Genomic DNA, 24,898 nt, shown 5'->3' on the forward strand with positions numbered 1-24,898 from the left:
GATTTTAAACGCAATTGAGGTGTATAAAATACTATAATGAACATAAAAGTTGTTAGCGAGAATCCGTTGTGCTTCGCGATATCGTCCTATTTTTTGCTGGTTTTGAATTTTTTCATACCCTTGCCCATTGTTATTTTGTACTTCTTGTTCCAATAGACTTGAAATATATGATGCTGACACCTACCCTTAATGTTTGGGCCATTGCGATTAATGCACTTATTACCTTAGCGCTGCTTTGGTGGGCCCGACGACTTAAGAATACTCCCACTAAAAATACAGGAAAAAGTGACTGACAAGCAGGAAAATGAGATTCAGCAATTAAAAAATGGCGTAATGGGTATGGAAGTGATCAAAAATCAAAAGGAGAGTAATTATGCATCAACAGTATGAAAATTGCATTAAAGCCTGCCAAGACTGTGCAAGTGAATGTGAACACTGTGCAACTGCTTGTACCCAAGAAGACAATTGTAAAGGGTTATCTCATTGCATCACCCTTAATAGGGACTGTGCAGCTATTTGCGCACTGGCCGCTGAGATGATGGCACGGGGTTCTCCATTTTCGAAAGAAATTTGTGCGTTATGTGCTAAGATATGTCGCGCCTGTGGCGATGAATGTAACAAGCACCAGCATATGAAACATTGCAAACGTTGTGCCGAAGCATGTTACAAATGTGCCGAAGAATGCGAAAAAGTGGCTTAATTGATCATTTTGCTCCATTGCATTATCGTAATGGAGTAAAGTTGCTGATAACTTTTAGTTATTGGCAGCAAATAAGCTTTGAATGGCCAAAATCAAGTGTACCCACCTCTTTATCATTTCTGCAAATAAACGATAAAATCAATAAATAAAGTGAATGCTAACTCTGGCTTCATTGATTATTAAAATAAAAGAGACGCCCCAAGACTAACACTAGTTTCGGTGGTATCTTCACCTTTTGCCTGCTTGATTCTTTTAAAAGCGCCATAATCTTTATTGTATTCATACTCCGCATAAACATTCAATGCAGGCATTAAACGATAATAAGGCCTTATGATATAGCGCATTTGGTTTAAACCATTACCTAGTTCATTTTTAACTACCGTTTTGGTTGCTAAAATACTACGAATTCCTGTTCGTACTAAGAAATTATTAAAAAGCTGGGTATCACGTGATAATTCTACATCTAACTTAAAACTACCTTGATGATAATAAGTACGGATATTAGTATCAATAAAATAAGGAGCGAGCCCTTCAACTCCAAAGCCTGGTTGCCAATAAGGCCCTCCAGGGCGATAAAAATAATTAACACCTCCCTTGAGAGCCCAGAACTGGCTAATAAGATGCCAGTAAAAAACATCCATATCGGCGTATTCAATACTGCCTTTATTGACTTCAGCATCTTCAGTATACAATTCTATTTTATGATAATCAGGGCCATATAAACCTTTGAAACTCAATTCTTGTATGTTATGAAATGGATCTTCTCCCAATTCTAAAAAGCTAGCTTGATAAAGACCCGCATGGTGCCCAATGGGGTGATTAACTAAAGACAAATCAATCGGAACTTGCTCATCGACTCTAACAATCGGGCGATTATAGTAGCCAGTAGATGCAATTTCATACTCAGGTTTTTTAAGCCCTCTTGCCACTTCAATAATCGTTTGATATTGAAATACGCGAGCCATTCCCGCCATCATGTGATAAAGATGGTGGCAGTGGAAAAACCATTGACCACTGGCATCAGTATCGAAATCAGCAATCGCTGTGGCACCGGGTGGCACTTCAATGGTGTGTAAAAGGGGATCATAACTGCCATGGCCATTGCGTAAAATAAACCAGTGCCCATGGATATGCATGGGGTGGCGCATCATAGAATTATTGGTAAAAATAATTCGGTAGCGCTTCTCGGATTCAATTAATATCGGTTTGGCCCTATACTCAGGTAGACCGTTTATAAACCATATAAAGCGGTCCATGTACCCGAATAGCTCCATTCGAATCACACCATCAACTGGCTTATTGGGATCGTTAGTTTTAACAGAGGCAATTAATTGTTGGTATTTCGTACCCATAGTCATGCTTACGTCTTTTTCCTCCATGGGGACTATGCTATCTCCTACGATGCTCGGCTCCGTAGACATAGTCATCGGCTTGTCCATTGGCATATTCCCCATTCCCCCATTCATTGAATTGGACAGGGGTTGATTTATTGCCATGGAATCCTTAGAATTTTTTGTTATCACAGTAGAGAACGATATGGATTGGGAGCTGTTCCAATTTGTTGATTGGTTCATGGGGTGAGCCGATTTAGTCATTGACATACTATTTCCCTCTTCCTTTTTCCTAGAAGGCATCGAATGTTCAGCCTGGGAAGATTTATGATTTTCAGTCGGCGAAGGAATAGCCTCAACAACTTTTGAATTCATAATTTTTGAAGAGCTTTCGTTTGAAGGCACAGAGTTTTTATCAGTCATTGGCTTATCTACTGACATATTCTCCATTTCCCCATCCATGGAATTGGACATGGGTTGGGAGCTATTCTCATTTGTTGAATGGTTCATGGGCTGAGCAGATTTATCCATTGACATGCTATTTCTCTCTTCCTTTTTATTAGAAGGCATCGCATGCCCAGCCTGGGAAGATTTATGATTTTCAGTAGGCGAAGGAATAGCCTGAACATCTTTTGAACTCATCATTTTTGATGAGCTTTCGTTTGAAGACTTAGAGTTTTTATCATTCATTAAACCATGCATCGAATGATCCATGCCGTTCATGTCCATGTTTTTGTTTTTGTTTTTGTTTTTGGGTTCATTCTTTTGGGAGCTCATCGATTCTTTGACTTTTTTTTCTTTTGTAGTAGAAGGGGGTGATTGGATTTTATTTTTGCCTTCTGTAGGACGATGGTCCATAGAGTTAGCGGGCATATTCATTCCCTGCATCTTAGACTTTTTTTCGTTCATCGTACCATGAGCCAGCATTGACTTGGACTTTGAGTCCTGGGGCATTTCTGACATCATCATGTTCTCCATCATTTGCCGAGTAGTGGGCAAAGGCTCTGGAAAAGGCGAGACTTTTTGATAATCCACTAGCTGATTGGGAGATGTTACTAAGGCGCCTACTGCGGCTCCTACCGTATCAATAGACTCCGCATAAATAATATAAGGTCTGTTTTTCTGTATGCTAACCAGTACGTCATGGGTTTCACCGGGTGCTATATCAAAATCGTAAGTAGGGAATGGTTTGACATCATTTCCTTGAATATGCACCGTCTGCATAATGGCATCATGCATTTTTACCCGAAAGATAGTACTCCCTCCGGCACCAATAAAACGAAGACGAACCACATCGCCTACTTTTACTCTTTCCGTCCAAGGAGAGATCTTATTATGACCATTCAACAAAAAAGCATCATAGGCTACATCACTTAGGTCATAGATACTCATGCGCATTTGTTGCATCATTTTATAGTCATTAATCAGCGCCTTGCGCTCTTTAGCATCTGCCTCACGGTAATCGTGAATAAACTTTGCTAAAGAAGGTTGTAGTGGAAACTTAGGGGCAAAATAGTCTCCATCCTTTTTCAAGTTGGCAAAAATCTGATCTGCTGGAATATTGCTCCAATCAGAGAGAACAATGACATAATCTTTCGTGTAGTGATAACGAGGTGGTGTTTTAGGCTCAATTAGAAAAGCGCCATAAAGCCCTTCTTGCTCTTGAACATCAGCATGAGCATGGTACCAATAGGTACCTGATTGGTGCAGGGTAAAGCGATAATGAAAAACGCCACTAGGTGGTATGGCTTTTTGACTTACATTTTCCACTCCGTCCATTTGCCAGGGTACTAAAATGCCGTGCCAATGAATGGAAGTGCCTTTGTCCAGTCGATTAAAAACATTAATTTCCACAGACTCCCCTTCTTTAAAATGAAGAGTCGGTGCTGGGATTTGATTATTAACAGAAATGGCACGCCTAAGCCTTCCAGCATATTTTACCCATTTATAAGCAACCACTAAGTTAATAATACGAGTTGAAGCAGGAATAGCCTTACCCGTTCTAGATAACCGTTGTACGTCTTGCTGCTTCGCTGAACTTTCATTATTTTGGCTCTGTAGTTTTGTTTTTGCAGTAGAAGAAGCCATGCCATGATTATGTTGAGCCAGTAGAAGAGAAGGGCTTAAAACTAGAAAAAATGAATAAATAATTGAAATTAATTTTTTCTTTGACATGCTCTAATCCTTTAATGCAGGTGTCTACTCCTCTAAGAAGTAAATCACACTCCCATAAAAAAAAATTGATTCGCAGATGCCTCATTCTATACAAAAATATTTTTTATCAGCTCTTTGTATAACTCATTACTCAATCCATTATAAAGCGATTAGTGAGGCGTTGCTTAAGTTATAGATTCTTGTACCCAGTGACTTAGGCCCAAGTAATCGCATCTATAAACTCTAAAAAATAAGCAAAATACTGCTTGAATGAAAGTGGAGCTATTTACCCTGCATCATTGAGCATCCCATCTTTCCATGATCCATCATCATTTTTTGATTATCCATCATCATTTGCATCATAGTTTGCATCATCTTCATTCGATTTTCTTGCATTTCTGAATTGGTTGTCGATTCATTGCCCATTTGTTGCATCATTTCCATATTATGTTGCATCATTGGCATTTGCTCTTGCAGCAATGTTTTCTTCTCTTCTGGCGTCGTAGCATTCATAAGCTTTTCATGCACTGCTTGCAATTTTTTCATTTCCTCTTGCATTTGTTGCAACTGTGGTGATTGCTGATTGTTGTTTTGCATCGCCGGTGCAGGCATGTTATTCATCATATCGTCTTCTGCATAGACCGCGGGAGTAGTAAGTCCCAACGCAGTAATGAAAACCAATGTATTAAGTTTAAACATAAAACCTCCTTGTTATTTAGAGTGGGACAAGACGTTGAGAAAGTATATTACATTTTTTAGTGTGTTACCTCTCCTTGTGAGAACCCCGATTGAAGGCAGATAGCAATTACTAAAATTCAGAGTTATAGTTATACTGGTTATATCTATCTTGATATGAATGGTTTTCCTCTTCCAATCAAATGAGCCCCGAGGAGGATGAGCGGCTAATAATAAAATTAAACGGAATTATGAAACCAAAAGGATTTCTTAAGAGATTACCTATTTTTGGTGCTCAAAGTAAAAAACAATATATTAAAGACTCGAGTCGAACGAATACGATCCTGCGAAGTCGATATATATTCCGTTACCCAATAACCATGAAGGTAACTTCTCTCATGATAGTGATGTTACTGGGATTGATACCTTCATCTCACGTGATTGCCCAAATATCATCATCTAGCCATGAAGCCCATCATCAGAGCACTAATAATGCTTCTACATTACCTCCCATTTCAGTTATTCCAACCTCGACGAACTCAACGATGCAATCCTCCGGTCATGATGCTGAAAATACAAGTAATACTGCTGGGAATATGATGGCACCATCTTCGGCGCCTCCCGGTCCTCCTGGCTGTTGTGGTATGATGACAAGTGGTGGCAAACCCTTTTATGCATCAATGATGGACTTTCCAAAGCTCAGCGATGAAGCACGCAAATATATAAGAGGTGAGGCTGTTGCTCGTCTTGGTTTAGGGGTACAAATCATCACCGCTACAGAAGCTAAACTTCATCACGCCCTATCAACTAATAATGCCGCAGCTGCACAAACTGCTTTACGGCAGGTACGCCAGGGTCTTTCCTATGCTACAAGTGGAGCAAGTGCGCTACAAGCCTTAGAGGAAGCACGACCTCCCTCACAAATCGCTCTTAATTGGTTTAAGAGCGAAATGAACATTGGGGATAATGATGAAATTGCTGCTAATTTTCAAAATATTTCCTGGCTCCACGGGCTTTTCATGCTTTTGTTGGTAGCCGCGCTGACGTTTGGCCTTTTCATCCATTGGGCTAGACATCGTCGCATTAATTCCCTAATTAAAAAACTGACCCCTATCAGTGAACCAGCAAAGTCCGTTAATGGTGCGAAGCCGCCCGCGAATTTTGCAGTATCTACAACAAACATAAAACCAACTGCCCCAATACGTTGGTCAGGGATCTTACGGACCATAGCAATTTTTGAAGAGACGCCAAATGTCAAAACCTTCCGTCTGATGGAACCTAATCTTGGTCAAATCCCTTTCACATTTTTGCCCGGACAATATGCCACTCTAACTTCCATGATTAATGGAGAAAAAGTGCGCCGGTCCTATACGATTTCTTCCTCGCCAACCCAACACGACTACATAGAACTTACAGTAAAACGTGAACAGTATGGCGTAGAATCACGCCATCTTCACGATCATGTCCATACCGGAGATTTGCTAGAGGTTTCTGCACCTGCCGGTGAATTTTTCTTCACCGGCAAAGAGGCCAATGGTATAGTGCTCATCGCCGGTGGCGTGGGCATCACGCCAATGATGAGTGTATTGCGCTATCTTACTGATCGCTCCTATCCGAAAGACATTCATCTGCTTTACGCCGTTAATTCACCAACCGATATCATATTTCACGAAGAATGCACCTACCTTGCGCGTCGCCATCCAAACGTCCATGTTGACATTATTGTAAGAACCTCTGATGGTACTGACTGGTCCGGTCATGTAGGACTTATCACGCCAGAACTTATTGAAAAAACAATTCCTGACATCGCCCTTCATCGGATTCACCTTTGTGGGCCTCCGCCTATGATGGACGCAGTTAAAGCAGTCCTTTTACAGCTTAAAATTCCGTCAGAGCAAATTAAAACAGAGCGTTTCGCGCCACCAAAAGGTGGGCCAATATTTACAACCGAACCACCACTTTCTTCACCTGAAACAAAGGCGTCTGCAGATTCAAACAATATCCTACCACCGTCGGCTCATGCAACCATTACCTTTACAAAATCGAATAAATCCGGACAGCTGGCGCCAAATCAATCAGTGCTTGAAGCGGCTGAGGCTATCGGTGTGTTTATTGATTATGAATGCCGGACAGGTATTTGCGGACGCTGCAAGGTACTCCTTTTAGAGGGCACAGTGAACATGGAGGTAGAGGATTCGCTTTCCGCAAAGGAAAAAGCAGCGGGTATTATCCTGGCTTGCCAAGCAAAATCACCTGGAAATCTTGTGGTGGAGGCTTAATCCATGGCATCTGAAGCTGAAAAAGTTATCGTAGGTGGTCTTTTAAGTGCCCTAGCACTTATGGTACCTGTATTTCTTTTTCACGTGGCTCCTCAGTTTCCAGGTAGTTTTATCGGTTTTCTATTCGGTGTTGCTGCCACTACATTACTCGTTTTACTTCTCGGTTATTCCCTCGTCAAACGGAACCATTGGATTTGCGAGCACTTTAAAAGGGCGCTTCCACTAAGCACCCTTTTATCATTTCATGTTTACGCCGGTACCATTGGCGCACTCCTTGGTGTTATTCATTCGGGGCATAAATTTCAAAGCCCATTAGGCATTACCCTGATTATTTTGATGCTCATAGTGGTTGCCACAGGATTTATAGGGCGATACTATCTAGCGCAGATTGGTCTTGAGTTGAGCACAAAGCAACAGGAACTTTTTATCTTACGTAACCGCTATGACAACCTTGTACAAAGTGCGTGCAATTTAGAAAATCAGGCTGTAGTTGACCCCTTTGGGATATCTTTGAAGCATCTGCTTGGGGCAATTTCTGATCTGGAGTTTTCCATAACTACTCAAGACGTGCTGAAGAAAGCGTTTAGAGATTGGCTTATCGTGCACATTACTACGGCCATCTCAATGTACACCGTTTTAGCTTTGCATATTTGGAGCTCAATCTATTATGGCCTACGGTGGCTTAAATGAAGTCTTTTGCTGGGGCAGGAATGCTAGTTACAATCCTGATCATTTTCTTCACTATTCTTGCCACCTCCGCCCAATCCAATGATGAGGAGCTATCTGTCTGGAGTGCTGCTGTCAATCCTGGTCCGCTTTCAGCAGCGCACTCGTTTCTAAGCGACAAGTGCGAAAGTTGCCATGCGCCTAAGCGTGGGATTGTGGCAGAGAAATGCATTACCTGCCATGCCTCATCTCCAGAACTGTTGATGAACCCTTTAGATTCATTCCATGCTCACCTAAACGATTGTCGTGGATGTCATACTGAACATCAGGGAAATAATAAGCGCCCCATTTACATGGACCATGGGCAGCTCCTGAAAATTTCTTTGCAATATGTATTAAAAACAGAAACACCTGCGAAAATTAACTCCCCTCATCCCACTCGATTAGACTGTCATTGTTGCCATAGTTTTCAAGATAAACATCAAGAATTCTTTGGCAAAGACTGTGCTATTTGTCATTCAGAAAAAAACTGGAAGATTCCCGGCTATTTACATCCCAGCCCAAGGTCTACCAATTGTGCCGAGTGTCATAAAGCACCACCAAGCCATCGCATGGAGCACTTTGGTATGGTCGACCAATCCGTTCCTGGAGAAAAGGATGCCCGTATTGATCAATGTTATCGGTGCCATCAAACAGACTCTTTCAATGATATAAAAAGAGTGGGCTGGTTTAAAATGCACTGACTTTGAATAGTTCACTTCTTATTAAATACTGCCTGCCTAAAGCAGAATTTAATTAAAAAATCAGAGCCAGCGCCATTTGCTTTTGGAGTTCCTTATTGAAAATTCATCACATTTAAGACATTTAAGTGATTAGAGGCCATAAGGACTTACAGTGAATGTTAAAATTCATAAACGAGTCCATCGCAACATCAAAGCATTGGTGATAACTGAAACAGAACTAAGCGACATAGCAGCCGCGGCGATAATCGGGCTTAGAAGTAGTCCTGTTATTGGATATAACACACCGGCTGCAACCGGCACACCTAAGGCATTATAAATAAAAGCAAAAAATAGATTCTGACGTATATTACGCATGGTTATTTTTGATAGGTATCGCGCCTTAATGATACCATTTAAATCCCCACGCAATAAGGTAATCCCAGCACTTTCGATCGCTACATCCGTACCAGTACCCATGGCAATGCCAATATCAGCTTTCGCTAATGCTGGCGCATCATTAATGCCATCACCCGCCATGGCAACAAAGCGGCCTTTGCTTTTTAAATCATCCACGATACGACTCTTATCCTCTGGACTAATTTCAGCAATCACCTGCTTTATTCCTAGTTTAGCGGCGACCGTTTCTGCTGTCTTTTTACTGTCACCCGTGAGCATAACGATTTCAATCCCTTGTGCTTCTAACCCACGAATAGCCTCCGGTGTACTTGCTTTAATGGGGTCTTCTACTGCTAAAATAGCAGCCACTTTACCTTCTACTGCCATAATCATCACTGTAGCGCCCTCTGCTCGAAGTGCGTCTGCTTGAGCCAGTAAAGTCTCACTATTAGCACCAAGCTCCTGCATCAGTTTTGCATTGCCAATGGCAACTGAGTAGCCATTCACAGTGCCAATCACCCCTTTTCCAGTAGGCGCCTCAAAATTTTCAATCTTAGCCAATGATACTTTTTTTTCTTTTGCAGCAAGAACAATCGCATTGGCCAGTGGGTGTTCGCTGTTTTGTTCAAGTGCTGCCGCAAGAGCCAGTACTTCCTCTTCGTTGAATCCATCAGCCACTTTGATGCTTGTAAGTTTTGGATGACCTTCGGTGAGCGTCCCGGTTTTGTCCACTACCAACGTATTGACTTTCTCCATATGCTCCAGTGCTTCCGCATTCTTAATCAGCACGCCACTTTTAGCCCCAAGCCCTACTCCGACCATAATCGACATCGGTGTCGCTAAACCCAGTGCACAAGGACAGGCGATAATTAATACGGATACAGCAGCAATAAGGCCATAACTGAACGCAGGTGGTGGCCCATAAATTGACCACAGAGTAAAAGCTATTACAGCAATGAGTATGACCACAGGCACAAACCAACCAGATACCGTATCAGCTAACCGTTGAATAGGCGCACGGCTGCGTTGAGCATCACTTACCATTTGCACAATGCGAGAAAGCATAGTGTCGCGGCCAACATGCGACGCTTTCATAACAAAGCTGCCGGTTTGGTTCATTGTAGCTCCGATTACTTTTGCACCAACATCTTTAACGACTGGCATGGACTCTCCCGTGACCATGGATTCGTCAACATGACTTCGACCTTCCATAACTTCACCATCGACAGGTATTTTCTCGCCTGGTCGGACACGCAGCAAATCACCTTGGTGAACCTCATCGAGAGACACCTTCTCTAAGCTACCATCATCGGCTATTCGATGCGCACTCTCAGGAGCGAGTTTTAATAAAGCACGAATAGCACTACCTGTTTGTTCTCGTGCTTTTAACTCCAAGACTTGCCCTAATAAAACTAACGATGTGATCACTGCTGCCGCTTCATAATAGACCGCAACAAGGCCATGTTCATCTCGAAAGGCCGCCGGAAATAATTGAGGAAATAAGGTTGCCACCATGCTATAACCCCACGCCACTCCAATACCTATCGCAATCAACGTAAACATATTCAAATGACTTTTGAGTGATTGTAAGCCTCGCTGAAAGAATGGCCAACCGCCCCAGAGCACCACTGGTGTTGTTAGTAACATCTGCATCCAAGTAGATACGCTCGCAGATATTCTAGTAATTTGTGCATGCCCGCCCATCTCCAAGAGAACTACTGGTAAAGTCAGTATCAGCGCCACCCAAAATCGACGCCGCATATCGATGTATTCAGGGTTAGGTGCATCTATAGCCGTCACCGTGACTGGCTCTAACGCCATACCACAAATAGGACAGTGGCCAGGTCGAGATTGGCGGATTTCTGAATGCATGGGACAGGTATAAATAACCGATTCACTTTCTCCTCCAGGGACCTGGTGTGAATCTTGTGTCTGATGATGACAGCAAGTATTTTCCTTTGGCCTTTTATGACCATCATGATATTCATGTTTCATAAGCCCACCTATTTCTATTTTTAGAGCTCCTTTGGAGATATTTCACTTCCTTAGAAATAAAGAAGCGCGAATAAACTCTACCCTATGCAATTTAAGCAGCACTCACTTTTAACAGGGTGAAATCCTATATAACTATGGTATAACTAAAAGGTGAAATATGAGAAGGAGCTCAATGAAATTATCATTTTAGGTAGTACAGTCGCTGTCAGGTGGGCCAATAATATCTTTTGTCATTTTCGTATTGATTGTGGCCTTATTTGAGGTTCCAAAGAGCTTAGTCTGCGAAATTGGAATCCTACTTTTGTTATATCAATACATTGAATAAAACATTAAACATGAAAAAAGAGCATGCTACATTACAACTTAAATATTTGGGCATTAACACCTCGAAGGCCGCTGTTATTTACATGCGCGAAGACTGTCATATTTGCCGCTCAGAGGGATTCGTTGCAGAAACGCGGGTTCAAGTGACCCTTAATAATCAATCAATCATTGCAACAATTAATACGACAGAATTGGCCTCTAATTTACTTAAGCAACATGAAGCTGGTCTTTCACGCTATGCCTGGGATTTGCTGAAAGCAAATGTTGGCGATGAAATCTCCATTTCACATCCTAAAGTCCTCGATTCATTAAGTTATATTCGCTCTAAGCTCTATGGAAATGAATTAAAAACACAAGAAATTAATCAAATTGTTGGGGATGTTCTCTCAGGACAACTGTCAGATATTCATATTGCCATGTTCCTTGCAGGTTCCGTAGGGAATCGGTTAACTAGACAAGAAATTTTCGATTTAACTTACGCCATGGTCCAAACAGGAAATCGTCTTAAGTGGCCATCACCATTAGTGATTGATAAACATTGTGTTGGCGGATTACCCGGTAATCGTACCACTCTCATTGTTGTTCCTATTGTTACCGCGTTTGGTTTAATGATGCCTAAAACCTCTTCTAGAGCGATTACTTCACCCGCAGGAACCGCCGATACGATGGAGATTTTTGCACCCGTAAACTTAGATATTAAAGCCATGCAAAAAGTTGTTGAGCAAGAAAATGGATGTATCATCTGGGGAGGCGCTGTCTCATTAAGCCCTGCCGATGATTTATTAATTCGCATAGAACGGTCGATGGATTTAGATAGTGAAGGTCAAATGGTTGCCTCTATTCTATCCAAAAAAATCGCAGCGGGTTCAACACACATAGTCATTGATGTCCCTATTGGGCCCAGTGCTAAAGTTCGGTCTGCCTCAAACGCAGACATTTTAAAGCATTATTTAGAAGATATTGCCAAAGAGTTTTCAATTAAACTTCAGGTTGTTTTTACTGATGGAACCCAACCTGTTGGGCGTGGTATTGGCCCTGCTCTTGAGGCGAAGGACGTATGGTCTGTCCTCTCTTGTGATCGCTCTGCCCCCCAGGATTTACGTGAACGCGCATTAACCTTAGCAGGACAATTACTTGAGTGCTCACCGGATGTCTCACCAGGACAAGGCACACAAATTGCAGAGTCGTTGTTAAACAATGGAGCGGCACTAAAAAAATTTCAGGCTATTTGCAAAGCCCAAGGCGGCCTCTTTAATATCCCATCTGCACCCTATACAAAAACCATTACTTCGAAGATAAAAGGCAAAGTAGCAGGAATTGATAATCGATCATTAGCACAACTTGCCAAACTAGCTGGTGCGCCTAAATCAAAATCAGCAGGCATTGAATTACTAACCCCCTTAAACAAATTGGTCGAGAAAGGAGAACCTTTGTTTATTGTTCATGCTGAGACAAAAGGTGAGCTATCTTATTCTTTAACCTTTCTGCAACAAAGAACAAATATTATCCATATTGAGGAAGCAATATGAAAAAATTCCCCATTGTTTTTTCTCTTTTCGGCAGCGACCACTTTGCTCATGCGATTCACCAAGCCCTAGGTTTTGAGATTGGTAAAATAACACTTCATCAATTTCCTGATGAAGAGGCCTCTATCAAAATTGAATCTCTAGTAAAAGACAAGAATGTAATATTTATCGCACATTTAGAACATCCTAATAGCAAACTCCTTCCTCTTCTATTTGCCGCAGAAACAGCCAGAGAACTAGGCGCCCAAAAAATAGGGCTAATTGCTCCTTACCTCCCTTACATGCGCCAAGATAAACAGTTTCATTCGGGCGAGAGCATTACTTCGAAATATTTTGCGAAACTAATCTCCAGTTATTTTGATGGTTTACTCACGATTGATCCGCATCTTCATCGTTGGCATTCATTAAACGATATCTACTCCATTCCTGCAAAAGCTTTACATGCGACAGAAAACATTTCTGCATGGATTAAAGTCAACATTCCTAATGCTATTCTCATCGGACCAGATACTGAGAGTCAACAATGGGTTTCTGAGATTGCCAAAAAAGCTGACGCACCCTTTTTAATCCTAGAAAAGATAAGAAAAGGGGATCGTTTTGTGGAGGTATCAATTCCCAATATTGGTCTGTACCAAAATCACACACCTGTGTTAGTAGACGATATAATTTCAACAGCGGTTACCATGATAGAAGCCATCAAGCATTTAAAATCATTAAACATGAAAGCCCCTATATGTGTGAGCGTACACGCGCTATTTTCTGAAAACGCTTATGATAACCTACTAAAACTGGGCCCAGACAATATCGTAACTTGTAATACTATTGCACATGCTTCAAATAGGATTGATATAAAAAAAAGTATAATCGAATCTATTGGCACCTTGTTTAACTAAGGAACAAAGAGCACTCCAAATATATATTATTATTGCTATGCAAAGCTGAATCGGAATAACAGAAATTTGACCAAGATTGGATGCTTTACATGGAGAATGGCTTAGAAATGCATCGGATAAAAAGTATCTCAGGGTTTAGAAACGACCACTTTTACTTTCTCATACATTCCCGCTTCAAAATGGCCTGGAATATTACATGAAAATATAACATCATGACCTTGGTTTGCCCTAAACCTCCAAGTCAAATTTTTAGTTTCACCGGGCTTAACTGTAATTGTATTGGCATCCTCATGAACCATATTAGGCATTGACTGCATCATTTTTTGATGCGCTTTTTGTTCTTCTTCATCCCCTATGGAAAATTCATGAGCTACTTTTCCTGCATTTTTAATCTCAAATGTAATCACTTCCCCATCCTGGGGCAACGGTTTCTCAGAAAAACTAAATCTCATGGTATCCAAAGCAATGACTTTAATTATTTTATTTGCTTTTGTTTCATTTGCAGGTTCCCCTATCGAACTTTTTTCATTGCTAGAATGAGAAATTGCATTTGTTGCGCTTAGGAAAAAAACAGTTACAAGAGTAGTTCTAAGTAATGAATTCAGCATAATTAAACCTTAAATTTAAAATAATTGAGAGTTTATATAGTCAAATAATATCTACCTATTGTTTTCTAAAGAAATTAATTTATTTTTCATCCAGTTAATTTCAGATTGTTGTGATGATATAATTGATTCGCACAATTTTTTAATTTCTTGATCTTCAATAGGCGCTTCACCACACATTAATAAAGCACTCGCATGATGAGGGATCATTGACTTTAAAAATTCTTTATCAGATATCCCTGTTTGGTTTCTAATACAAAAAATAAATACAATCAAAATAAGAACCATTAGTAGCACAAGAATTCCATTGAGTATTTTATTAGGGTACATTGAATTCATTAAAAATAATTCAATCAATGCCATAGGAGCAGCCATCATCCCCGCCATATAGAATTGATTTAAATTATTATAAACATTTGTAAACCTATCGACCATCATGTACATCAGAATATACATTGCAATAAAAGATAATAGCGTCATTATTGAAAGCTTTAAATAACTCACTCCTGACTTATTCATGTATTTCCTCAAATAAGTTTTAATTACATTTGTGGGTTAAGAGAAAATATTCCTCTGAGCTGTTCTAAGATTTTTTGTAGTTTACCCCAATTGGATTTAGTACCCTCTTTATCTCCTGCATCCCCAGCTTTATCAAGACGAGTAGCAAGCGCATCCACATAACTTAAATTATCTTGGAGTGTTTGTTTCTGCTCATCCGATAGATCCTTGCTTAAAGCTGGAAGTGCATTTACTAAATCACGAATCGCAAAAGCGTGCTCATGAATTGAGGTGAGTTTGTTTTCTTGTATCGCTTGATCAATGGACGCAGCTTGCGTATCAATTTCTTTCCAGAGCGCAGGTATGCTAGTAGGAGTTTCTAGTTTGGGGGATTCAGTTGTATTGGCAAAAAGCTCTAAGGGTGTAGCCAAAATAAAAAGGCTGATTATAAAACTCAGCAAAATAGGATAGTATGTAGTGAATGGCATTCGTTTCATGGTGTTTCTCCTAATTTTGTTCTTTTAATAATTTCTTTTGTTCCCGCCATTGTTCAATAGCATTATAAACTGTAGGTACAACAAGCATATTAAGCACTGTTGAAGTAAATAACCCGCCTAAAAGCACTTGTGCCAATGGTCGTTCTAATTCTTTACCGGCAGGTGACCCCCAAAGCAGTGGGAAAAGTCCTAGGGCGGCTGTTGCAGCTGTCATTAATACAGGAACTAATCTATCGAGGGTTCCATCAATAACCACTTGTTGTCGAGTTTTACCTTGTAAGCGTAACTGGTTGTAATGACTGACTAAGATAATCCCGTTTCGTGCAGCAATTCCAAATAAGGTAATAAATCCAATCATAGCAGCAACGCTCATCTCCCCACTAGCTATAAAAAGTGAAACCACACCACCGATTAATGCTAAGGGCAAATTAAACATGACCAAAATAGCCTCTCTAAACGTTCCAAAAGCCTTATGCAATAAGATAAGCATGATAAAGATGACTAGTACACCAAAAGCTAGAATCACTTTGGACGCTTGTTGTTGGCTTTCAAACTGTCCACCGTATTGAATAAAATAGCCAGTAGGTAGCTTAATTTTTTCTTGTACCTCTTGTTTTACATCCGCGATGACGCTACCTAAGTCGCGTCCCTGCACATTAAAGCCAATGACTAATAATCGCTGCACGTTTTCCCGATTAATGGCAAAAGGCTGAGGCTCTACTTTAATTTCAGCAACTGCACGTAAGGGAATTTTACTTGAACTTTCTTCAGTTTGCCCATGCGCATCAATAAGCATATTTTGTATGGCTTTAGTATTAGCACGTCCTGGCTTATCCATACGTAGAAATAAATCAAAGGTGCGTTGACCTTCTAAAATACTTGATACACTCACTCCATTTAAAAGTACTTCTACGTCCTCTGAAATCTGACCTACATTAACTCCGTAACGTGCAGCTTTGTCACGGTCAATCTTAATGATTATTTGTGGAACATTAATCTGCTGTTCTTTATTCACATCTACAGTACCAGGAATCGATTTTAAAAGTGTTTCAAGGGACTGACCTAATTCGTTTAATGTGGATAAATTATCGCCAAATATTTTCACCGCAACTTGCGCTCGTACACCGGACAAAACCTCATCCATGCGATGAGCAATAAATTGGCCGACATTAAAAACAGCACCTGGAATACTAGCCAAATCAGCACGAATATTTCTTAATAGTTTATCGGGTGCCATGGATTGGTCTTTATCGAAATCCAAAAGTACATCGAACTCACTCACATTAGGCGGTAATGCGTCCTCATCCAGCTCACTGCGACCAGCACGTTGGGCAATGGATACAACTTGCGGATATTTTAATAAAGTATTTTGTACCTGCAAACCTAAGCGCATGGATTCTTCCAATGAAGTTCCAGGTAAAGTACTCATTGTCACAATAAAGTTACCCTCATGAAACTCAGGCAGAAATGAAGTACCAAAAAATGGAAGTAGAGTCAATGCACATACAAATGCCACAAGTGCCATTATGATCACTGCCTTAAAGTGAGACAAAGACCAATGCAAAGCTTTTAAAAAATGCGTCTTTAGCCATATCACAAAACGCGTCTCTGAATCTGTTTCATGCTCCATTTTGCGCTCTACGCTGTAATTGCGTTCATTTTGAGATAAAGCATGTAGTTGAACTCCCTTATCCTGTTCTTTTTCTCGAGAACGAACCAACAAGAAATAACACAACGCAGGAACCATCGTAATAGAGACTACCAATGAACCTAAAACTGAAGCAATGTAGGCAATGGCTAAAGGACTAAAAATGCGCTCAGCAATTCCTGATAAAAAGAAAATGGGTAAAAAAACGAGACTTATGATAATTGTTGCATAAACAACTGAGCTTCTTATTTCGAGGATGGCATCAAAAACCACTTCTATAGTCGGCAAAGGATTTTCCGCCTCTCGATTGACTCTTAAGCGATGCACCACGTTTTCCACCGAAATGATCCCATCATCAACCACCTCGCCAATAGCAATAGCCATTCCTCCGAGAGTCATGGAGTTTATCCCAATCCCAAAATAGTGCAGCACTAATAAACCAATTACAAAAGAAACTGGCATCGATAGAAACGTAATGAATGAGGCACGCCAATTCATTAAAAATAAAAAAAGAATGGCAATAACTATGATTGCACCTTCAAGAAGTGCGCGGGTTAAATTATTAATCGCTGATTCAATAAAATTGGCTTGGCGAAAAACTTCGGTTTTTAGATCAACACCTACTGGTAAAGTCTGTTTAATGTTATTTAGAGCGTCCGCAACTTTTGCCGTAGTCGTTACAGTATCGGCACCATAGGCTTTGGATACAGTACCAATCACTGCAAGTTTGCCATTATAAGCACCATCACCACGTTTTATTTCTCCACCGAAAGCTACTATTGCTACATTATTAATAGTGATCGGAATGCCCTTTCGAACTGTAATGACGGTTTTTTTAATGTCATCAAGCGATTGGATTCGTCCAACCGTACCTACCACAAGCTCAGTTCCTGCTTGATTAACAAAGGCACCGGGAACATTTTCGTTAGCCGTGGTTAAGGCTTGTCGTACTTCTTCAATGGTAATGCCATAAGCTAGTAGTCGCTCAGGGATGAGGCGCACTTGGTATTGTTTTACTTCTCCACCAATGGATACAACAGAGGCAACCCCACCTAAAGCCAGTATACGTGGCCTAATAGTCCAATCGGAAAGGGTGCGTAAGGTTTCAGGACTGGCTGTGTCACTGATTAGTGCATATTTTACAAGCCACCCCACAGCTGATGTGACTGGCAACATGTCAGGCGGGGTAACTCCCGGAGGGAGCCTCCCTGTAACTTGTTGGATGCGCTCATTAATGAGTTGGCGATTACGATAAATGTCAGTTTTATCATTAAAGACAACCGTAATAGTAGATAAACCCACCGAGGTTTTTGAACGAACGCTAGCAACACCGGGTGTCCCATTAATGGCACTTTCCAGAGGATAGGTGATTAAAGTTTCGACATCTTGCGTGGCCATTCCCGGCGCCTCGGTTTGAATAACCACTTGTGGTGGCGCAAATTCTGGGAAAACGTCAACTGACATTTGTTTTAAGGTGTAGCCACCTAAAAGACAAAGGATAATGGTTAACGCTAAAACCAATATACGATTATGAAGTGACCAGGCAATTAATTGAGTAAACATTAATGCTTATCCTCCTGGCTTGACTGCTTTGCACCGCCACCAGTTAAAGATAAAGTGTACAATTGCCGATTTCCCTGAGTAGCTACCTCATCATCAGGCACCAATCCCTTCATAATTTCAGTATAACTTTCATCACTGGCGCCAAGTACTACTACTGTTCGCTCATAAGCTGAGCCGTTTTTCACAAAAACAAACGTCGTGTTATCTGCTTCAATTAAGGCATTATTAGGCACTGATAACGCAGCTTTAGTAAAACGCAATATCACATTGGCACGAACAAACATCCCTGGTTTTAACAGGGCTTCTTTGTTATCAAGAAGAATTTGCACGTTTACCGTGCGTGTTAAGGGATCTAGATTAGGTTCAATAAGAATGATCTTGCCGGGAAAAGCATTCTTTGGAAAACTTAAAGCATGTATATTAACGCTCTGGCCTATTTTTACTTTGTCCAAATCCTCTTCATAGACTTTGGCCACCGCAAGTAATTGCTCGCGATTACTGATGTGAAAAAGAACCGTATTAGGCTCAACCGCCTGGCCCAAACTAATATTTCGTGCATCAATTATTCCTGCAATGGGCGCTTTAACCTCTACACTTGGTGGGGGATTTCCGATTAATCTTGACTGTACAGTAGCGAGTACCTGCCCTTTGCCCACATTATCGCCTAAATTTGCTACTATATTTGTGACTGCCCCACTAATTCGGATACTGACGTCCGCTTGTGCATTAGGCATTAGTTGGAGTTGCCCATTTAGGGCTAAAAGCTCCGCCGTTGGACGTAGGGAAACTTTAGCCACTTCAAGGCCAAGTTTTTTGGTTTGTTCTGGTGTCAGCGTGACGGACTGTGCGGGCCCTGAGGTATTCACCTCGATTTCATCTCCATGGGAGAACAGCCGCGGTGTGTAAAGAAAAACACTCATAAGGAGAATAAGAAACAATCTCTGTCGAATAAATCGGTATGTAATCATTTACACTCTTCCTTTGATGGAAAATCAGGACAAATTCCTTTTAGATGTCTTTCCCCAATGGCAGTACAAAGAGCCACATAGGATTGATAATATTTTTCCACCGTTGTTAAATAAGTCGCTTGCAAATCATTTTGCTGCCTTTGAACCTGTAATACATTCAACAAAGACATTTGACCGTTTTGATAGGCATCGCGTGCAAGTTTCACATTAGCAAGCCCTAATCGAAGAGAAGTAGACTGGGTTTGCAAAAGACTTGTGGTAAGTGTTTGTACTTGGCCATAATTGCTCATAACTTCAGTTTCAATGGTAAGATTTATAGCGTCAATAGCCATTAAAGCTTGGGTTCTCGTAGCACTTGCTTCTAAAATTCTTCCCTGATTGCCACTCAATAAGGGTAACGGAACCGATAACGTTAAATTCAACGTTTTATCAGCCTGCTGGGGTGGAGCTCCGTCAACCACTATTTTATCTTGTTGAACACCAACGCCTAGAGTCCAATCAGCAAAACGCTCCGCTTTAGCAAGGGCTCGATCAGCGAGTGCTCGCTGATGGGCGAGCAATAAGCCTCGTCGGTCTGGGCGATATTTCAGAGCATGATTAACCAAATCAGGTAATGGAGGCAGAGCTTTTGGTATAACGATTGTTTTACTTATTCTAAGAGGCTTACTTGGATTTCTGCCAATTAATTGATTTAAAGTTGCATACTGGGTAATGAGTTGACTTCGCAAAAGCTGTTTGTCTTGTTCAATTCGCCCATATTCTATGCGGGCTATGTTATCATCCAGCTCTGATACTTCAGCCGCATGATAACGTTCATGAATGACTCCAACCAGTTCCTTATTAATGCGCTGTAAATAATTTAATTGCTGCAAGCGATTTTCTGTTACGACCAAAGCATAGTAAGTATTTGCAACTTTTGAACTTAATTGACGTATTGCTTCTTGAATTTCCGCGTGGGCACGTTCAATATCAATACAAGCTACTATTTTTTGTTTAGCTATCCGGCCTGAAATAGGTAGTGCTTGACTCAAACCAATACTACGAGAATACTCACCTTCATCTTTAAAAAAACGATCATCATTGTTTACTAGCTCTAATGATGGATTAGGCCATAACCCTGCCTGAACTAATTTTGCAGTCGCTATTGTCATTGCGTAACGGGAGGCTATTATATCTTTATTGTGATGAATGGCTAATTGATTTAATTCCTTAAGTCCTACAGGCGCTTCTGCATAAGCTAGGATTGGGCACAGGCTTACTGCCATCCCTAAAGCTAAAAACTGCTTACGCCGACCTTTGAACATCCATTTTCCTTGCGAAATCCTAAAATCAATTTTAGGTAAGTAACTCATATTAACACAGCTTACTACGAAGACTAGGCGTTGAAAATTACGGAATACAGAAAGGCCTTGCAGTATCAAAAAAGCTCATATAGTTTCTACTGCCGGAAAATATACAAAAGAGCCTAATGCTAGCAATTCTTTATGAGACATTCAGAGGAGAGCTTATGGATTTAAAAACTTTGAAAATTATAGAACTCGGATTAGAGTGCTGTGCTGCTGATTGAGTGCCCCCGTAATTGGGAAAGACCCGGTAACTTTAGAGCAGACTTTAAAGTGGTACCAAAACTGGTACCAAAAAAAACAAAATCGCAAATTTTTAAGTTCTGAAGTTCTTGCTGGGCTTGGTCGGGACGGAAGGATTTGAACCTTCGACCACTAGCACCCCATGCTAGTACGCTACCAGGCTGCGCTACGCCCCGATTGGGTTGGAATAATAGCTTTTCTTAATCAAAATAACAAGCTTACTTATTGTATGGAGGATATAATCTGGGTCTTAGTTTGGGTATAGACGTGGCCGTTTCTTCTTGTTCTTGTTCAATCTGGTCATCGGTTCCATCTACTCCCGTAGTTTCATAACCAGGAATACCATCTCCCAAAGAATCTACTTGGTCCCCACCCACAAACTGGTTATGGAGCTCATCATTATCAGACCCTTCTAATTCTAGCTCTTGCTTTACCACTTCAGCAATTTCTTGCTCTACGGGATTAGAGAGGTTCGTTGTATCTGGGGGTGGTTTTAATTTTGACATTATTTTTCCTTATTCAAACACTACATATTATAAGTTTAGCTAATGGAAGAGTTTATTTTGCAAAATCCCCTGGAATAAAGGTGTCTGATTATGCTTAATACTCTCTTAATTTTTCTTTGTTATCCTGCTATTTAATTATTGTAGTTATTATGGAATGTTGTAGAAATGTCCGATCCGACCCTCGAAGATTATTTTAAACTTGTTAAAGAAAATTATCAGCAATATCTTGAACGCAACATGTTTACTCATCTTGAAATTCCAGGTGGGATAGAAAAAGCAAGCACGGTTAAAGAATGTGCGGAAAAAATTGCTGAATATCATCCAACAAAAAATAGATATTTAGAGAAAGCCATTACACAAGCCTCTTTCGGTACCAAGTTGGGTAGGGGAGCACTCGGAGCCCTAGTTGGTCTTGGGGTAGGTGGCATGGCTATGTATGCCCAAAAAAATACTTCCTTTCTCGACTTTCTAAATCCCATGACCGGCGCTAAAAATGCTATTGGTGGTGCATTTAGTGTTTTATTAGGTATCGGGGTCGGTACTTTAGTGTACAAAGCCCTTAACGCTAATCAAGAACCCGCTGAAGAAGATCTTGCCTGTATTTTAAGGGAGATGGAAAAAGCGGGCTTCAAAAGTGAAACATACATCAACTTATCAAAAGAACTCGTCAAACTATTCCATTTTAGAGAATGCCTTCTTATTGGTTTAAAAGATTTAACGGGTACAGACATGCGCCAAGAGTGCAAGCAACAAATGGCTCAGCATGTAGATGAAAAAGACTTCGATTTAGCTATTGAGGTTTATTTTTTACAACAGTTAAATGCATTGTTTCAACAGGCTTTTCAGGATATTTATCAGGAGCATGATCAGACCATTGAAAAACATAGTCAGGAAAGTCGATTGCAACAATGGCTCCGCTCACTTTTCGAGAACCCTTTAGAGAAAGAAAAATTTTCACAACAACTACAGATCCAATTCATGCAACAGTGTCAAAATTTTCTGGAAGCCGAAATGTCAGAATCCGGATTTTTTGCCAGTCATGCAACGACTCTAGCTACTTTTACCGGTTTAATAGCTGGAACCATAGCAGTCAGTGCTTCAGCTGCACTAATTGGGGGCCCCATTACTATTTCTATATTAGCCATAGGATTGGTAGCCGCTTGTGTAAGTTTTGCAGCATCTTACTCTTTATTTAATGATTCTGATTTTTTTCAATACAAACGGAGTGCTACCAATCGCGCTAACATAAAAAATATTGTGAGCAGCATCGAAAAAGAGGTGATACGCCTTAAGAAACGTATTGACTCTGTGACTGAAACCACCCCGACCGATATCAAACAATTAAGTAAATTTGACGAAATCACAAAACATTCATGGTTAGGTACGAATCCTCATATGGCTAATGGTTCAGTATCTTCATGGAAAAGGGAGTATGCGTCTCGATATCGCCATAATGAAGTAATTGAAATAAATTTACGCGAGTTGGTCACAGGATTAATTACAAAAGCAGGAGAACAAACCAAACAACTTCAACAAGAGTTAAGAAGGAGTGGGACGCTTAGTCCACAATATAATAAATTACCCCTATTTATTGAAACAACTCTTGCTTATTTAAAAGAACCTAAAAATAAAACATTTGTAAATAAATTTGAATTCATCGAAAAAATAAAACAGCAAACGCTGGAAATTGTAGCTGTAATGGCTCCTGACGATTCTTTACCCCAATATCTGATTGATTTTTATACCAAGCCGGTAGGTCAAGGAGGATTAGGCGGCGCGTTACAAGATTTACAACAAGTTAGAATTCTTGCACCCATTCCTACTGCTTCATACAGTTATGAACGCTCTCATCCTTACGAGAAATTACTCAGTACGGCACAGCGTTTCAATTATGCCTTAACCCAAATCCAGAATCGCGAATTTATTTTAGCCGGTGATTCTACTTATCGTGAAATGCTTGGTCTCGGCGTACAAACTTCCTCTGACGATCTCGAAGGGAAAATAAACGAGGAAAACATCCAAAAGTATTTGGATGAATCTTTTGCTTTTCTTTACTACTTAAACCAAGTTGTCAGTAGCCATCACACTGTTAAAACATTAGACGAATCTTTAGTTAACAGTAATGAGTTTAATTTATACCGTATGCTGTTAATTAAGCAATTAGCGTCTCTTGCTGATCCTAAAAACCTGCGGGTTACAGCAGAAATAAGAAAGAAAATTAAAGTTTTTATTGAAGAAAAATTAAAATTAGATGCCGAAGTAGTATTTGATAATGTAACAAATGAATCTTTATTTTGTCCAAGAGATACAACGGGGCCAACGGTTGACGGGCTATTAAATGAAAAATTGCCGGAGAAAAATCTTGAATTTATTGCTGATGCAATCCGTCTTGATTTAGCTTATTGCTCTAAACCATTTACTGCAAAAATACTCATTGAAGATTGTGTCAGTCTAAAAGACAGCGAACAACGAGTATTTGCTTATCATTCACAAGCGTATTTCCTACCCGAGAGCACTCCCGAATATCCATCTAAAATTAAACATACTATTGAGTGCACCAAAGAGTTAATCAAAGATATGGCAAACAAACATGTTTTGAAAACATCCGGTGCCTTTCTTTGTTATGTTGAAAATGTCCTGAGTGAGGTTCAACGCATCAAAGCTCTTATTAAACAATATGATGATCAGCTTCCACTAACCTCTGGAAAAAAAGAAGGGGACTTTAATTCGCAACACTTACAAGAAGCATGGGAAGCCATGGAAGTCTATACCCAGGAACTTACTCTAATGGTACAAAAAATGAAATCGGAACCTGGGTCACGTGATTCCGTACAATTTGGAAAATTCGGACAAAGACCCTCCTATCGAGAGCTATATGGAGAAAGGTGGGCACTTTGGGATGAAGGGGGAGAAGAGACTTACCATTATGCGGAAAAAAAGCAAATCCCCAAAAACCAAATTGAGTTATTTATTGCTCATCTTAGAAAATATGAGAAGGAGCGAAGAGAGAGGCCCGATATCTCGCTATTTAATTTTTTTAGTTACTCAAAAGCGGCTAAAATTAAAGCAGCCAATGATTTGATTAGCGCCTTAACAAACTTTTTAGAGAATAAGCCAATCGAGCTCGCGTTTTTAGACAATAACATATATCAAGATGGAGAGTTAGCAAAGACTATTAGAACCCATTTAAAAGCGTTAGGGTTAGGCGATAACATAGATATAAAAGATTTTTTTACTACTTATACGCTGTTTCCGTGCACGGAAAGGGAAATTGCCCAAACTCCTACAGCAATAGCAGGATAACTTTAAACCTTTTTCTAGGTTTAAGCTGGTTCTGACACGTTTGAAGGCGAAGTCAGACCCAGC

18 protein-coding genes and 1 tRNA gene are annotated in these 24,898 nt (G+C 40.4%); 8 read left to right on the top strand and 11 right to left on the bottom strand.

Annotated features, from left to right (window positions below; all coding sequences use genetic code 11):
- Positions 1-68 precede the first annotated feature (68 nt).
- Both EL206_RS03000 and EL206_RS03005 read left to right on the top strand, forming a co-directional pair.
- Positions 69-293 (top strand): hypothetical protein, encoded by a 225-nt coding sequence (locus EL206_RS03000; RefSeq protein WP_058462061.1) that lies wholly within the window; start codon positions 69-71, stop codon positions 291-293.
- 80 nt (positions 294-373) lie between these two features.
- Positions 374-700, top strand: a complete 327-nt coding sequence (locus EL206_RS03005; protein ID WP_233419378.1) for a four-helix bundle copper-binding protein — start codon at positions 374-376, stop codon at positions 698-700.
- 179 nt (positions 701-879) lie between these two features.
- Here EL206_RS03005 and EL206_RS03010 read toward each other — a convergent pair whose 3' ends face one another.
- Entirely contained in the window at positions 880-4,206 is a 3,327-nt protein-coding gene (locus EL206_RS03010) for a multicopper oxidase domain-containing protein (protein ID WP_058462062.1), read from the bottom strand.
- Positions 4,207-4,467: 261 nt separating this feature from the next.
- Positions 4,468-4,884, bottom strand: a complete 417-nt coding sequence (locus EL206_RS03015; RefSeq protein WP_058462063.1) for a hypothetical protein — start codon at positions 4,882-4,884, stop codon at positions 4,468-4,470.
- Between the two features lie 227 nt (positions 4,885-5,111).
- On the opposite strand from EL206_RS03015, the gene EL206_RS03020 reads away from it, so the two are divergent.
- The 3 genes from EL206_RS03020 to EL206_RS03030 are packed head-to-tail and all read left to right on the top strand — an operon-like array spanning position 5,112 to position 8,548.
- Complete coding sequence (locus EL206_RS03020) at positions 5,112-7,139, top strand: FAD-binding oxidoreductase (protein ID WP_058462064.1); 2,028 nt, start codon at positions 5,112-5,114, stop codon at positions 7,137-7,139.
- 3 nt (positions 7,140-7,142) lie between these two features.
- A complete protein-coding gene (locus tag EL206_RS03025) occupies positions 7,143-7,829 on the top strand; it encodes a hypothetical protein (protein WP_058462065.1) in 687 nt (228 codons plus the stop codon).
- Positions 7,826-8,548, top strand: coding sequence for a hypothetical protein (locus tag EL206_RS03030; RefSeq protein WP_058462066.1), 723 nt, complete (start codon positions 7,826-7,828; stop codon positions 8,546-8,548). The genes EL206_RS03025 and EL206_RS03030 overlap by 4 nt, the downstream gene beginning before the upstream one ends.
- Positions 8,549-8,713: 165 nt before the next feature.
- Here the strand turns inward: EL206_RS03030 and EL206_RS03035 are convergent, their stop codons facing one another.
- Positions 8,714-10,918: a copper-transporting P-type ATPase gene (locus EL206_RS03035; RefSeq protein WP_058462067.1), complete on the bottom strand. Its 2,205-nt coding sequence runs from the start codon at positions 10,916-10,918 to the stop codon at positions 8,714-8,716.
- Between the two features lie 335 nt (positions 10,919-11,253).
- Between EL206_RS03035 and EL206_RS03040 the strand changes: the two genes are divergently transcribed.
- Together EL206_RS03040 and EL206_RS03045 are read left to right on the top strand one after the other, a co-directional pair.
- The gene (locus EL206_RS03040; protein WP_058462068.1) at positions 11,254-12,771 is read left to right on the top strand and encodes a thymidine phosphorylase family protein; all 1,518 of its coding nucleotides are present in this window, start codon (positions 11,254-11,256) and stop codon (positions 12,769-12,771) included.
- Positions 12,768-13,661 carry a ribose-phosphate pyrophosphokinase gene (locus tag EL206_RS03045; protein ID WP_058462069.1) on the top strand — a complete coding sequence of 298 codons (894 nt, stop codon included), beginning with the start codon at positions 12,768-12,770 and terminating at the stop codon, positions 13,659-13,661. The genes EL206_RS03040 and EL206_RS03045 overlap by 4 nt, the downstream gene beginning before the upstream one ends.
- Positions 13,662-13,789: 128 nt before the next feature.
- Here the strand turns inward: EL206_RS03045 and EL206_RS03050 are convergent, their stop codons facing one another.
- The 8 genes from EL206_RS03050 to EL206_RS03085 all read right to left on the bottom strand — a co-directional run bounded on the left by EL206_RS03050 (position 13,790) and on the right by EL206_RS03085 (position 21,532).
- The gene (locus tag EL206_RS03050) at positions 13,790-14,269 is read right to left on the bottom strand and encodes a cupredoxin domain-containing protein (RefSeq protein ID WP_058462070.1); all 480 of its coding nucleotides are present in this window, start codon (positions 14,267-14,269) and stop codon (positions 13,790-13,792) included.
- A 51-nt stretch (positions 14,270-14,320) separates the two neighbouring features.
- The gene (locus tag EL206_RS03055; RefSeq protein WP_058462071.1) at positions 14,321-14,785 is read right to left on the bottom strand and encodes a DUF305 domain-containing protein; all 465 of its coding nucleotides are present in this window, start codon (positions 14,783-14,785) and stop codon (positions 14,321-14,323) included.
- A gap of 23 nt (positions 14,786-14,808) precedes the next feature.
- Positions 14,809-15,261 (bottom strand): hypothetical protein, encoded by a 453-nt coding sequence (locus tag EL206_RS03060; RefSeq protein WP_058462072.1) that lies wholly within the window; start codon positions 15,259-15,261, stop codon positions 14,809-14,811.
- Between the two features lie 10 nt (positions 15,262-15,271).
- Positions 15,272-18,472 carry an efflux RND transporter permease subunit gene (locus EL206_RS03065; RefSeq protein ID WP_058462073.1) on the bottom strand — a complete coding sequence of 1,067 codons (3,201 nt, stop codon included), beginning with the start codon at positions 18,470-18,472 and terminating at the stop codon, positions 15,272-15,274.
- The gene (locus EL206_RS03070) at positions 18,472-19,392 is read right to left on the bottom strand and encodes an efflux RND transporter periplasmic adaptor subunit (RefSeq protein WP_232048495.1); all 921 of its coding nucleotides are present in this window, start codon (positions 19,390-19,392) and stop codon (positions 18,472-18,474) included. The genes EL206_RS03065 and EL206_RS03070 overlap by 1 nt, the downstream gene beginning before the upstream one ends.
- A gap of 44 nt (positions 19,393-19,436) precedes the next feature.
- On the bottom strand, positions 19,437-20,744 hold the full coding sequence (locus EL206_RS03075) for a TolC family protein (protein ID WP_058462074.1): 1,308 nt from the start codon (positions 20,742-20,744) through the stop codon (positions 19,437-19,439).
- Positions 20,745-21,125: 381 nt separating this feature from the next.
- Positions 21,126-21,202: transfer RNA gene (locus EL206_RS03080), tRNA-Pro, on the bottom strand.
- Between the two features lie 42 nt (positions 21,203-21,244).
- Positions 21,245-21,532 carry a hypothetical protein gene (locus EL206_RS03085; RefSeq protein ID WP_058462075.1) on the bottom strand — a complete coding sequence of 96 codons (288 nt, stop codon included), beginning with the start codon at positions 21,530-21,532 and terminating at the stop codon, positions 21,245-21,247.
- Between the two features lie 165 nt (positions 21,533-21,697).
- Here EL206_RS03085 and EL206_RS03090 point away from each other — a divergent pair, with 165 nt between their 5' ends.
- Positions 21,698-24,835: a hypothetical protein gene (locus tag EL206_RS03090; RefSeq protein WP_058462076.1), complete on the top strand. Its 3,138-nt coding sequence runs from the start codon at positions 21,698-21,700 to the stop codon at positions 24,833-24,835.
- The last annotated feature ends 63 nt before the right edge of the window (positions 24,836-24,898 follow it).

This window comes from Legionella adelaidensis (assembly GCF_900637865.1).
Classification (GTDB): Bacteria; Pseudomonadota; Gammaproteobacteria; order Legionellales; family Legionellaceae; genus Legionella_A; species Legionella_A adelaidensis.

Bases quoted from the DNA above. Each gene is read 5' to 3' on its own strand.
- EL206_RS03005 (WP_233419378.1), top strand. From the start codon at position 374: ATGCATCAACAGTATGAAAATTGCATTAAAGCCTGCCAAGACTGTGCA.
- EL206_RS03010 (WP_058462062.1), bottom strand. From the start codon at position 4,206: ATGTCAAAGAAAAAATTAATTTCAATTATTTATTCATTTTTTCTAGTT.
- EL206_RS03015 (WP_058462063.1), bottom strand. From the start codon at position 4,884: ATGTTTAAACTTAATACATTGGTTTTCATTACTGCGTTGGGACTTACT.
- EL206_RS03020 (WP_058462064.1), top strand. From the start codon at position 5,112: ATGAAACCAAAAGGATTTCTTAAGAGATTACCTATTTTTGGTGCTCAA.
- EL206_RS03025 (WP_058462065.1), top strand. From the start codon at position 7,143: ATGGCATCTGAAGCTGAAAAAGTTATCGTAGGTGGTCTTTTAAGTGCC.
- EL206_RS03030 (WP_058462066.1), top strand. From the start codon at position 7,826: ATGAAGTCTTTTGCTGGGGCAGGAATGCTAGTTACAATCCTGATCATT.
- EL206_RS03035 (WP_058462067.1), bottom strand. From the start codon at position 10,918: ATGAAACATGAATATCATGATGGTCATAAAAGGCCAAAGGAAAATACT.
- EL206_RS03040 (WP_058462068.1), top strand. From the start codon at position 11,254: ATGAAAAAAGAGCATGCTACATTACAACTTAAATATTTGGGCATTAAC.
- EL206_RS03045 (WP_058462069.1), top strand. From the start codon at position 12,768: ATGAAAAAATTCCCCATTGTTTTTTCTCTTTTCGGCAGCGACCACTTT.
- EL206_RS03050 (WP_058462070.1), bottom strand. From the start codon at position 14,269: ATGCTGAATTCATTACTTAGAACTACTCTTGTAACTGTTTTTTTCCTA.
- EL206_RS03055 (WP_058462071.1), bottom strand. From the start codon at position 14,785: ATGAATAAGTCAGGAGTGAGTTATTTAAAGCTTTCAATAATGACGCTA.
- EL206_RS03060 (WP_058462072.1), bottom strand. From the start codon at position 15,261: ATGAAACGAATGCCATTCACTACATACTATCCTATTTTGCTGAGTTTT.
- EL206_RS03065 (WP_058462073.1), bottom strand. From the start codon at position 18,472: ATGTTTACTCAATTAATTGCCTGGTCACTTCATAATCGTATATTGGTT.
- EL206_RS03070 (WP_232048495.1), bottom strand. From the start codon at position 19,392: ATGAGTGTTTTTCTTTACACACCGCGGCTGTTCTCCCATGGAGATGAA.
- EL206_RS03075 (WP_058462074.1), bottom strand. From the start codon at position 20,744: ATGTTCAAAGGTCGGCGTAAGCAGTTTTTAGCTTTAGGGATGGCAGTA.
- EL206_RS03085 (WP_058462075.1), bottom strand. From the start codon at position 21,532: ATGTCAAAATTAAAACCACCCCCAGATACAACGAACCTCTCTAATCCC.
- EL206_RS03090 (WP_058462076.1), top strand. From the start codon at position 21,698: ATGTCCGATCCGACCCTCGAAGATTATTTTAAACTTGTTAAAGAAAAT.